Annotated in this window: 12 protein-coding genes; 9 read left to right on the forward strand and 3 right to left on the reverse strand. The window is 34.0% G+C overall.

Features of this window, described 5'->3' with window-relative positions; all coding sequences use genetic code 11:
- Window positions 1-38: 38 nt before the first annotated feature.
- Together ACQQ6V_RS08895 and ACQQ6V_RS08900 are read right to left on the reverse strand one after the other, a co-directional pair.
- A complete protein-coding gene (locus tag ACQQ6V_RS08895) occupies window positions 39-917 on the reverse strand; it encodes an SDR family oxidoreductase (RefSeq protein ID WP_448845169.1) in 879 nt (292 codons plus the stop codon).
- A gap of 188 nt (window positions 918-1,105) precedes the next feature.
- Window positions 1,106-2,443: a dihydroorotase gene (locus ACQQ6V_RS08900; RefSeq protein ID WP_448845170.1), complete on the reverse strand. Its 1,338-nt coding sequence runs from the start codon at window positions 2,441-2,443 to the stop codon at window positions 1,106-1,108.
- A 143-nt stretch (window positions 2,444-2,586) separates the two neighbouring features.
- On the opposite strand from ACQQ6V_RS08900, the gene ACQQ6V_RS08905 reads away from it, so the two are divergent.
- The 8 genes from ACQQ6V_RS08905 (at window position 2,587) to ribA (ending at window position 9,559) form a co-directional block, all read left to right on the forward strand.
- Entirely contained in the window at window positions 2,587-4,047 is a 1,461-nt protein-coding gene (locus tag ACQQ6V_RS08905) for a lipopolysaccharide biosynthesis protein (protein WP_448845171.1), read from the forward strand.
- 70 nt (window positions 4,048-4,117) lie between these two features.
- Window positions 4,118-5,137, forward strand: a complete 1,020-nt coding sequence (locus ACQQ6V_RS08910; RefSeq protein WP_448845172.1) for a sugar phosphate nucleotidyltransferase — start codon at window positions 4,118-4,120, stop codon at window positions 5,135-5,137.
- A 127-nt stretch (window positions 5,138-5,264) separates the two neighbouring features.
- Window positions 5,265-6,068 carry a lipoprotein insertase outer membrane protein LolB1 gene (gene lolB1 / locus ACQQ6V_RS08915; RefSeq protein ID WP_448845173.1) on the forward strand — a complete coding sequence of 268 codons (804 nt, stop codon included), beginning with the start codon at window positions 5,265-5,267 and terminating at the stop codon, window positions 6,066-6,068.
- Window positions 6,065-7,621 (forward strand): murein hydrolase activator EnvC family protein, encoded by a 1,557-nt coding sequence (locus tag ACQQ6V_RS08920; RefSeq protein WP_448845174.1) that lies wholly within the window; start codon window positions 6,065-6,067, stop codon window positions 7,619-7,621. Before lolB1 ends, ACQQ6V_RS08920 begins: the two co-directional genes overlap by 4 nt.
- A 32-nt stretch (window positions 7,622-7,653) precedes the next feature.
- Window positions 7,654-7,860: a Sec-independent protein translocase subunit TatA gene (locus tag ACQQ6V_RS08925; protein WP_448845175.1), complete on the forward strand. Its 207-nt coding sequence runs from the start codon at window positions 7,654-7,656 to the stop codon at window positions 7,858-7,860.
- A 15-nt stretch (window positions 7,861-7,875) separates the two neighbouring features.
- Window positions 7,876-8,487 (forward strand): DUF4254 domain-containing protein, encoded by a 612-nt coding sequence (locus ACQQ6V_RS08930; RefSeq protein ID WP_448845176.1) that lies wholly within the window; start codon window positions 7,876-7,878, stop codon window positions 8,485-8,487.
- On the forward strand, window positions 8,484-8,945 hold the full coding sequence (locus ACQQ6V_RS08935) for a hypothetical protein (RefSeq protein WP_448845177.1): 462 nt from the start codon (window positions 8,484-8,486) through the stop codon (window positions 8,943-8,945). Before ACQQ6V_RS08930 ends, ACQQ6V_RS08935 begins: the two co-directional genes overlap by 4 nt.
- A gap of 14 nt (window positions 8,946-8,959) precedes the next feature.
- Window positions 8,960-9,559: a GTP cyclohydrolase II gene (gene ribA / locus ACQQ6V_RS08940; protein ID WP_448845178.1), complete on the forward strand. Its 600-nt coding sequence runs from the start codon at window positions 8,960-8,962 to the stop codon at window positions 9,557-9,559.
- A gap of 77 nt (window positions 9,560-9,636) precedes the next feature.
- On the opposite strand, the gene ACQQ6V_RS08945 is transcribed toward ribA, so the two are convergent.
- Window positions 9,637-10,173, reverse strand: a complete 537-nt coding sequence (locus ACQQ6V_RS08945; protein WP_448845179.1) for a hypothetical protein — start codon at window positions 10,171-10,173, stop codon at window positions 9,637-9,639.
- 111 nt (window positions 10,174-10,284) lie between these two features.
- On the opposite strand from ACQQ6V_RS08945, the gene ACQQ6V_RS08950 reads away from it, so the two are divergent.
- Window positions 10,285-11,973, forward strand: coding sequence for a glycoside hydrolase family 3 protein (locus ACQQ6V_RS08950; RefSeq protein ID WP_448845180.1), 1,689 nt, complete (start codon window positions 10,285-10,287; stop codon window positions 11,971-11,973).
- The last annotated feature ends 14 nt before the right edge of the window (window positions 11,974-11,987 follow it).

The following is an 11,987-nucleotide window of genomic DNA, read 5'->3' on the forward strand; positions in this document are numbered from 1 at the left end:
CAGTTAAAGTCACGCACAGTTTTCATTTGAAATTTATATTAATTAGCTTTTTTGGCTTTTATCATGGCTTCTAACTGATCCCACATTTCTTTAGGGATCTGATCCAACATATTGAACTGTCCTGCACCCTGCAACCATTCGCCACCGTCAATCGTCACCACTTCTCCATTAACATACGCAGAAAAATCTGACACAAGATACGCCGCAAGATTAGCCAACTCCTGATGGTCGCCTACTCTTCTTAGCGGTACCTTCTTGGTCATGTCAAATTTCTCCTGCAAATCTCCTGGCAGCAATCTGTCCCACGCCCCTTTGGTAGGAAAAGGTCCCGGAGCAATAGCGTTGGTACGGATACCATACTTAGCCCACTCTACTGCCAAGCTTCTCGTCATAGCCAACACGCCAGCTTTAGCCGTTGCAGATGGCACAACATAGGCAGAGCCTGTCCACGCATAAGTAGTCACAATATTAAGAACTGTCCCTGAGGTTTTGGTATCTATCCAATGTTTCCCGATAGATAGCGTACAGTTTTTGGTTCCTTTTAATACGATGTCGATAATGGTGTCAAAGGCATTAGCAGACAATCGTTCTGTTGGTGATATAAAGTTGCCTGCCGCATTGTTAAGCAGAATATCTATTTTACCAAATTCTTTAAGTGTGGCTTCCTTTACAGCTTCTACCTCATCGTAGTTTCGTACATCACAAGCTACGGCTAAGACTTTGCCTCCTGTTAACTCTTCTAACTCTTTGGCTGTTGCTTGTAGCTTTTCTAAGTTTCTGGAGGTAATGACAACTTTGGCACCTAACTCTAGGAAATATTTGGTCATTGCCTTTCCCAGTCCGCTACCGCCACCTGTTACGATGGCTACTTTATCTTGTAATGCATCTTCTCGAAGCATCGGTTGTTTATAATTCATAATCTGACGTTTGGTTTTATGCTTAAATATAAAACTATTTATGCAATTAATCTCAATATCTGTTATTCGGCAAATAGTGCTTTGGTAACGCTAGCCTGCGCCCCGACTTGAGCGGAAATCCTTTTTGAAAGGAGGAACGACGATCAAAAAGATTGAGAGCGGAAGGCGGATAAGGCGCCCAAATCCTATTAATCTCTATCAAACAACAATCGCTCGCCCTTCTTCTCTTCTGAAAAATTACCATTATCATAAGCCAAATGTCCATTGACAAAGGTGTGTGTGATCTTACTATGCAAAAGTGTACCCTCCAAAGGACTCCAACCGCAGTGGTACAGGATATTGTCCTTTTCTATAGTCCATGGATTGGCTAAATCTACCAAAACCAAATCAGCTTTGTAGCCTTCTTTGATAAAGCCGCGCTTCTCAATTTCGAACAAAATAGCAGGATTATGGCTCATCTTCTCCACAATCTTCTCCAAAGAGATCTTCCCATTATGGAAATTCTCCAGCATCACCGGTAAAGAATGTTGTACCAAAGGCGCTCCAGAAGGGCAACTTGTGTATGGATTTTGTTTTTCTTCCCAAGTGTGCGGCGCGTGATCGGTGGCGATAACGTCTATGCGATCATCCAAGAGCGCTTCCCAAAGTCCGTCTTTGTCCTGCTGGGTTTTTACCGCGGGATTCCACTTGATGAGATTACCACGAGTATCGTAATCGGCATTGGTAAAAGTCAAATGATGCACACAAACTTCAGCCGTGATTTTCTTATCTTTTAATGGAATATCATTGCGGAACAAAGCCGTTTCTTTAGCCGTCGACAAATGGAAAATATGCAAGCGCGCACCTGTTTTCTCAGCCAGCTCTACTGTCTTAGAAGACGACTTATAACAAGCTTCTTCACTTCTTATCAAATGATGAAACTTTACAGGAATGTCATCGCCATACTCCGCTTTATAAGTTTCTGTATTGGCTTTTATCGTTGCTTCGTCTTCGCAATGCACACAAATAAGCATTTTGGTTTTGCTAAAGATATTCTCCAAAGTTTCGGGATTATCCACTAACATATTTCCAGTAGACGATCCAAGGAATAGCTTGATCGCCGCAACATTTTTAGGATTGGTCTTGAGTACTTCGTCCAGATTATCATTAGTGCCGCCCATAGAAAATGAATAGTTGGCATAAGATTTCTCTGCACCGAGTCTGTACTTTTCTTCTAAAAGTTCTTGTGTTATCGCATTAGGAACAGTGTTAGGCTGGTCGATAAAACTGGTAATTCCGCCAGCAATAGCCGCCTTAGACTCAGACGCAATATCGCCTTTGTGCGTTAAACCTGGATCACGAAAATGTACTTGGTCATCTATAACGCCTGGCAAAAGATATTTTCCTGATGCGTCGATGATTTGATCCGCTTGGGTATCTGATATGTTATTAGAAATTTTTGAAATTAAATCATTTTCGATGAGCACATCACCATCAAAGGTTTGTCCTTCGTTGACAATTTTAGCATTTTTAATAAGGATTTTCACTTTTTTACTTTTTATTAGAAATTAGAAATCTAGATGTATTCTTTCTTTTTCGCTTTAAACAAAAGTAAGATTTATGAATGAATTTTAAGACCTAGAATAAAAATCACTTTCTAATTATTTACATTTGCATAAATATTTCAATTTTGTATAAGAAATTATTAGGACAGACGGCACTTTATGGATTAACCACGGTTATTATCCGACTGTTTCCTTTTGTTATAAGTCCCATTATAACAAGAACTTTTGGGCCAGAAGCTTATTCGCCATTTGTTGATTTTTATTCGGTGGCAGGCGTTATCGCTGTTTTATTAACGCACGGCATGGAGACGACGTTTTTCCGTTTTGCTTTAGACGAAAAAGATGACAGAAAGTTAATTTCTACCTCTTTTTATAGCGTAGCAGTTATTGCTTTATTGTATTTAGTATTCTCGTTAATATTTAAGCAAGATTTGGCTAACGCTTTTAAGACACCAGATCAAGTCAATCTTTTAACATTAATAACGATTACATTAACCTTAGATGCATTCTGTGCGATGCCTTTTGTATTATTAAGAAAAAACGAAAGACCGCTAAAATATGCATCAATAAGAATCATTAATGGTATTGTTAATTTTATTTTGGTATTCTTTTTCATTGTGTATTTACCAAAATACCCCGAAGGATTACTAGGATTAAAATATAATCCAGAATTAGGAGTTGGCTATGTTTTTATTGCCAATCTCGTGGCTAGTGCTGTAACTTTCATCCTTTTGCTAAAAGAAATATTAATTGCTAGAATTAAATATTTTTCTTGGGAATTATGGAAAAAAATGATCAAATATTCTTGGCCAATAACCATTGCAGGATTAGCAGGAATTATTAACGAAACCTTTGACAGACAGTTTCTTAAGTTCTTACTTCCTGAAGAAATTGCAAGACATGAGTTGGGCGTCTACGGTGGTGTAGCTAAGGTTGTAACCTTTGTTATTCTTTTTAGGCAAGCTTATTCTTTGGGCATTGAGCCATTCTTCTTTAGCCATTCTAAAAGTGCTAATGCAAAGCAAACTTATGTCAAATTAATGGATATTTTCATTGCTGTTAATTGCCTCATAGTATTGTTCCTTAGTGTTAACATCGAGTGGATTTCTCATTATTATATAAGGAACCCCGAGTATTATGAGGGGATTGCCATCTTGCCAATCTTATTTTTTGCCAGTTTATTCTTAGGCATATATCTCAACCTTTCTATTTGGTATAAATTGAATGACCAGACCATTGTTGGTGCTTATATCTCGGCAATTGGTGTATTGGTAACTATTGCTATTAATTTTTATTTCATTCCAAGGTATGGTTATTGGGCATCTACATGGGCAACTATTGCAAGTTACTTTACGATGATGGTCGTTTCTTACATTTGGGGACAAATAAAATATCCAATTCCGTATAATATTTACCCAAATAGCGTGATAATTTTAATCACAATGCTCGTTTCTTTAATATGTTACCAATATTTAAGGGAAAGTGTTTGGATTGGTAATCTTATATTTCTATTTTTGGCGTTGATTTTAATAAAGACTCAAAAATTAATTCCAGATTCGATTTTACAGAAATTGAAAAGAAATTAATATTTACATTTAAGCTTTAGAATCAAATTTTATAACAAACTAACTATAAAAACAAAACACTTTTAGTATAATGAAAATTATTGTACCTATGGCTGGACGTGGCTCAAGACTGAGACCACACACATTAACAGTTCCTAAGCCATTAATCCCTATTGCCGGGAAACCTATTGTCCAAAGACTTGTAGAAGACATTGCTAAAGTTGCTGGAGAAAAAATTGAAGAAATTGCATTTATTATAGGAGATTTTGGTGTAGAAGTAGAAGAATCTTTAGTTCAAATTGCAGAAAGATTAGGCGCTAAAGGAAGCATCTACACACAAGACGAACCATTGGGTACAGCACACGCTATAAAATGTGCAGAAGCATCCATGCAAGGTAATGTTGTTGTGGCTTTTGCAGACACATTATTCCGTGCAGATTTTGAATTAGATACTAATTCTGATGGTGTTATTTGGGTTAAAAAAGTAGATGATCCTTCTGCTTTTGGAGTTGTAAAATTAGATGATTATGGTTTTATAACAGATTTTGTAGAAAAGCCACAAGAATTTGTTTCTGACTTAGCGATTATCGGTATTTATTATTTTAATAGTGCTGAGAAATTAATGAGCGAGATTAACCATATCATGGATAATGACATCAAAGAAGGTGGAGAATATCAGCTAACAACGGCTCTAGAAAACCTTCGTCAAAAAGGTGCAAAATTCTCCCTAGGAAAAGTAGACGATTGGATGGATTGTGGTAATAAGAATGCTACTGTAGAAACTAATGGTAAAATTCTAGCCTATGAAAAAGAAGAAATGTCGCATTTCCCAGCATCTGCAAAAATTGAAAACTCACTAATTATTCCGCCATGTTTTATTGGAGAAAATGTAGTTATTAGTAATTCTAAGATTGGACCTTTTGTATCATTAGGAAACAATACCAAAATCAACAATTCTAACATAGAAAATTCTCTAATCCAAGAAAGCACTGTTATAGATCATGGTAATTTATCCAATTCTATGATTGGTAACTCGGCTAAATATTATGGAGTATCTAGAGAAATATCCTTAGGAGATTATTCAGTTTTAGATTTCTTATCGAAAGATTAGATATTATTCTTTGTAAAATATTATTTTTGAGACTTAATAACATGGCCAATGCTTTGTATATTAAGTCTCAAAATTTTTTAAACGTTTTTACGTTAAATTTATAAATCCTCTACAAAGAGTTGAAGTCATGAAAAAAAACATAATCCTAATACTTGCTTCCATTGCATTGGTATCTTGCAAGGTCCAGACAAAAAGTACAGAAGCTAGTAACAATCCTATTAGCGCAACAGAAGCTGTTAATAATAGTGACTTCTACCGATCTATTATGAAAAAAAATGATTTTGACCAAGTTAAAATCAATAGCAAAATAGATGTACAGACAGGTCGATTCATCCCAACGCTTAATGCAACTATTTATATAGAAAACGGTCAAAAAGTATGGATGAATCTCTCCGCCCTCTTTTTTAATGTTGGTCGTGGTATCGCAACAACTTCTGGTGTAAAAGGCTATGAATCCTATAACAAGACTTACATAGACTCTGATTTTGGTTATCTCAACCAATTATTAAAAGTAGACTTTATAGATTATAATGCCCTTCAAAATTTATTGATAGGCAAAACTTTTATTCCTATAAAAGAAAAAGATTTCACACTCACTCAAAACGCTCAAGGCTTTACTTTAACATCAAAATCTACACAAAAAATAGTTGTTGATGGAAAAACAAGCGAATACAATATTAGCCTTAACTATTCTCCCGAACAAGATCTTACCAGCGTACAGTTAGAGAACATAAGCACTAACGATATCCTTAATATCAACTACGAAAACTGGCAAAATGTGGAGAAATATCGCTTTCCAAAAAATGTTAAAATAATTATAAAAGGCAATAAAACAGACCAAATTTTAATCGAAAACACGAAATTTGATTTTTCTAAAATGGACACAAGTTATTCTGTCCCTAATAATTATAAAAAGACCGTTATTAAATGATAAAGAAGATTAGTCTCGTTACAAGTATCTTATTTTTCGGATGCATTTTCGGCCAAAACACTAAAGAACAGTTACAAAAGCAAAATGCCGAAATCAAAAAGCAGATTGCAACCATCAATTCTGATCTATCCAAGACAAAAACTGAAGGAAAACTGTCATTAGGCTATCTTAATGCTGTTAATCAAAAGCTAGGATTGCGCGAAAAAGCTTATAATAATACGTTTAAAGAAAAGCGTTTTATAGAAGATGATATTTATAAATATCAGCTAGAAATCAATAAAAACAAAAGAGAGCTTTCTACACTTAGAAAAGATTACTCAGATATATTGATTAAGGCATATAAAAATAAAGGCGTACAGAATAAAGTAACATTTATCCTTTCTTCCAAGAATATGGGAGAAGCACTTCGTCGTGTGCAATATCTAAAACAATATTCTGATTATCAAGATAAAAAAGCAGCAGAAATAACTGCCAAAGGCAATGAAATCTTAAAAAACATTGCTAACAAGCAAAAATCGATGACAGAAAAAGACAATCTTCTTTTAACCCAAAAGAAAGATCTTATCACTATCGAGGCAGAAAGAAAACAAAAACAACTTTTGGTAGAAGAATTTAAACAAAATGAATCTCGCCTCGTTGCAGAACTTAAACAAAAACAACAGCAACAAAAAGCTTTGGACGGCCAGATTAAGGCTATTATTAATGAAGAAATAAGAATTGCCAAAGCCAAAGAAGAAGCCAATCGTAAAGCTGAAGAAGAAAGAAAAAGACTAGCTCTCATAGCAGCTGCAAAAGAAAAAGCTCGTATTGATGCAGAAAATAAAGCTAAAGCTGATGCTCTAGAAAGAGAACGGAGACTAGCAGAAGAAGAGAACAAACGTGCCATAGAATTAGCAGCAAGAAAAGCTGCAGACGAAAAAAAACGAGCTGATGAAGCTATTAAAGCCGAATCTGATGCTCGTGCTAATGCGAGAAAAATAGCAGCAGAAAAAGAAACTGCAGAAGCCAATGCAAAAGCAAAAATTGCGGCAGACAGATTAGCTAATGCCAAAGCGGCAGAAGCGGCACTGGACAAGAAAAAAGACGAAGAAAAGAAAGCAGCAGAAGTTAAAACCATGCGAGCTTTTGATGTTGGTAGCACCGCTGCTGGCAGTAACTTTGCAGAAAATAAAGGCAAAATAGGCTTCCCAGTAGACCGAGGTCAAGTTACACACAGATTTGGACGTCAAGAGCACCCAGTTTTCAAAGGAATATATGAAGACAATAGTGGGATAAAAATCGCGGTAAGTCCTGGTACAAAAGCACGTTGTGTCTTCCCTGGTATTGTTACAAGAATAGTAGATGGTGATACAAAAACCGTAATTATAAAACACGGTAATTATTTCACAGTCTACTCTAACATCTCCAAAAGTTATGTAAAAGCCAATCAGCAGGTCTCTGCAGGCACACAGATAGGAGATGTTGCAACAGGTCTGGATGGCTCTTACACATTAGATTTTCAAGTTTGGAACGGTACAACAGCAGTTGATCCACTTGGTTGGGTATCGTATTAAAAAATAGATTAACTTTGTATAAAATTTAAAAAATGATTAATTCACTAGTTATATTATCATTATCATGGCAACATATTCTAATTGTTGCATTGATTTTAGTTTTGCTATTCGGAGGAAAAAAAATCCCTGAATTAATGAAAGGTATGGGATCTGGTATTAAAGAATTTAAAGATGCTGTTAAAGAAGATGATAAAAAAACATCTGATAACAAGTCAGACTCTAATAATACTAACGCATAGTTTTTGAGATAAAAAATGAAGTTCACAGAATTAGCTTGGTCTATCTTCAATAAGACAATTGAAGATTATCACCTTACCGATAATGTAGAAACCATAGAGAATAATCCATTCCAAAAAGATACATTGGAATGGATTTTGTACTCTAAGAATTGGATTGACACCGTACAATGGCATTTAGAAGATATTATTCGTGATGAAAATATTGATCCCGTAGAAGCTCTAAAACTGAAAAGAACAATAGACGCTTCTAACCAAAAAAGAACTGATCTTGTTGAGTTTATCGACGATTGGTTTCTTAATCAATATAAAGACATCAAGGCTAATTCTAATGCAAGAATTAATTCTGAAACACCTGCATGGGCTGTAGACAGATATTCTATTTTAGCATTAAAGATATACCACATGAGCCAAGAAGTAAATCGTAAAGATGCTTCTGAAGATCATCATCTGAAATGTAGTAATAAACTAAATGTTTTGTTAGAACAACATGAAGATTTATCTACTGCCATCAACCAATTATTGCAAGATATTGAAAACGGGAATGTTAAGATGAAGACTTATAAGCAAATGAAAATGTACAACGACGAGTCTCTTAATCCAATCCTTTATCAAAAATTGCAAAAATGATAGCATATTGGAAAAAGCTGTTAATAGGCTTTAGTTTTATACTTATTTTTTCGTGCTCTACAGAATCTAATATCACTTCTGATAATAATTCTATAGAAATTTCTCCTAGTTTTATACGAAGTATATCACCAGATAAGATAAGCTATGCTTCTACGATTTCCAATCTGATTTCTACCTTTCCAAAGTTTAAAAATGATGCACTTAACTCTGAAATTAAAAACTTAAAACAACATCTTACAGATTATCTTAATGCATTGCAAGTGTATGGCTCTAACGAGAAAGAACAATCTATTAAGCGTTTTGAGAGTAGTTATAAAAAAATTCAGAAACTGAGAAAGTACATCCATCCAGACGATGATCAAGTTCTTAACCGATATCTTGTGAAGATCAAAACAAATATCAACCTTTTAGAAGCTATCGATGTAAAAGAGAGCAAAGATGGTATTGTTTCTAAATAAATTACGTAAAGATCATGTTAAAAATACAAGCTGAAGCTAATGTCCCTACTGAGTTAGGGCAATTTAAGATGTTGGCAATTTCTGAAAATGAAAATGATTGGATGCCACATCTCGCCATTATATCTGATAAAACAAATATGGATGATGTGGTTAACGTACGTTTCCATTCAGAGTGTATTACGGGAGAAGTCTTCCATTCTAAAAAATGTGAATGTGGTCAGCAATTAGATGCATCGCTCCAATATATTGATCAAAATGGTGGTATTATCATCTATCTAAGACAAGAAGGACGTAACATTGGTATTATCAATAAGCTAAAGGCTTATGCATTGCAAGAAAAAGGTTATGATACTGTGGAGGCTAACTTACAATTGGGATTACCTGCTGATGATAGGGATTTTGGTGTTGCTATTGATATTTTAAAGATCTTAAACGTTAAATCTATTAATCTATTAACTAATAATCCTGAGAAAATAAAATTTGTTGAGAAGAGCGATATTATTCTTAATTCTAGAATTCCGTTGCAAATAAAAGCTAATGAAATAAGTGCTTCTTATCTTAAAACAAAAAAAGATTTCTTTGGTCATTTACTTAAAGATGAGAATGATTTATAAAAATCATTTAGTATAAAAAAACAAAAAAAGAGAGTCAACTTATAGTTAACTCTCTTTTTTGTTGGTAAGAATGATTCTTAAAGATTAATCACTTTAGAATCATTGATATTAAATTTTTTGATGATCTGGTCATAAGATAATTTACTAAGATCTCCTTGTTGTTGTTTAGCACTTGCACCTTTAACCCCTGGCACAAAGATAATTCTTAAGGTTACATTATTAAGAAATTCTGGTGTTTTTCTTATATCATAAGTCCCAGAAACATAGGCGCTGAAATCATGCACAGAATAATCAAAATCTAGATCTACTTCTTCTTGCTTACCTTCTACAGTAGGATATTCTGTTCTTGGCATTGGCGCCCAGATTGGAGATCCATCTTTTGTTACATCTGCTTTAATAAACATCAATACATAATCTCCATTTCCTAAAGTTTTAGCAAAAGCTTCGTTAATAGTTCCTTTTCCTGTAGCCGCATCATATTTAAAACTCCTATTAAGATCATACACGGTAGAATATACTGTAGTATCTTCTCTATCTTTCTCACAACTTAATGTAAATAACCCAACAAAAGCTAACAACAAAAGGGGAATCATTTTTTTCATAGTAATTTTCATAATTTTCAGATTTTAATCGTTAAATGTAATCAACCAAAATTGTACCATAAAACCTTTATTTATTAATTATAAGGTTTTATCTTTATCATCAATTTAAAATTAGATATAGAAATGATAAAAAGGTTAATTCCGGTTTTAATATTTTTTTCTGCAATATACTCGCAAGCGCAATATATTCCAAAAAACATATCAGAAAAAGATAAAAAAGAAGCTAAATTATGGGTTAATAATACTTACAAATCTTTATCAGACGAGGATAAATTGGGACAACTTTTTATCGTAGCACTTTATACTAACAAAGACCTGTCACATATTAATACTGTAAGAAACCTTGTAGAAACAGAAAAAATTGGCGGTATAATTTTAATGCAAGATGATGCCACTATGGAGATTAATCTTGTTAATGAATTTCAATCAAAATCAAAAATACCTTTGATGATTGGGATGGATGCAGAATGGGGCGTGTATCAAAGAATTGCAAAAGCCTATAAATTCCCTTGGGCAATCACTTTAGGTGCTATTCAGGATAAAAATTTAATATACCAAATGGCAGCGAAGATTGCCGAAGATTGCAAAAGAATGGGAATTAACTGGGATTTTGCGCCCGTTGTAGATGTCAATACCAATCCTAATAATCCTATTATTGGCAATAGATCTTTTGGTTCTACAGTTGATAATGTTACAGAAAAAGCTCTTGCATATTCTCAAGGTTTACAAGATCATAATGTATTGGCAGCTATAAAACACTTCCCTGGTCATGGTGATACCAACACAGATTCTCATCTTGATTTACCAGTAGTCTCTCACAACTTAGATCGTCTAAATGAAATTGAATTAGCACCTTTCAAAACATTAATGCATGAAGGTATTGGTGGTGTAATGGTGGCACATTTATATGTTCCGGCACTGGAAGATGGCAAAGGTATTCCGGCATCTGTTTCAGAAAAAATAATCACAGGATTATTAAAAGAAAAACTAGGTTATAAAGGATTAATAATAACCGATGCTCTTAATATGGGCGCGGTTGCTAATCGTTACAAACCTGGAGAATTAGATGCTTTAGCCTTTAAAGCTGGTAATGATATCATGCTATTTTCACAGGGTGTAAAAGAAGGTAAAAGATTAATTAAAGAAGCAATTATCAAAGGTGAAATCTCTCCAAAAAGAGTTGAAGAAAGTGTTAAAAAGATTCTATTAACCAAATATTATTTGGGCTTATCAAAATATCAACCGATAGATCCCACTAATATTGACAATGATCTCATCAATGATTCTCATCAAGTTTTAGTTCAGAATTTATATGAAAATGCGATAACACTTCTTAAAGATGACAAGCAATTATTACCTTTAACGGCTACAGAAACTACCTATTATTTAGCATTAGAAGAAGCACCATCAACAACATTTTCTACAGAATTAGCCTCTAGAGGTAATATAAAAGTTGTTAAACCAACCGAGATCAATACCATTCCTAAAAACTCTAAAGTAATTATTGGGATCCATAAAGATAATTCTACAGCTTACAAACCTTATAAAATTTCTCTAGAATCAAAGAAAATAATCACCGAATTAGCAAAAAATCAAAATATAGTTTTGGATGTTTTTGGCAGTCCTTATGCGCTTCGTGATCTTAATACAGACAATATATCTACTGTTGTTCTATCTTACGAAAACAATTCAGACTCACAAAAAGCATCTGTTAATGCTCTCTTTGGAAAATCAAAAATCTCAGGAAGATTACCTGTTTTGGTAAATGATCAATGGAAAGCTGGAGCAGGAAAAGACTTAGGTCACAAGTAAAATTCAATTCTTTC

It is taken from the genome of Chryseobacterium electrogenes, from assembly GCF_053553015.1.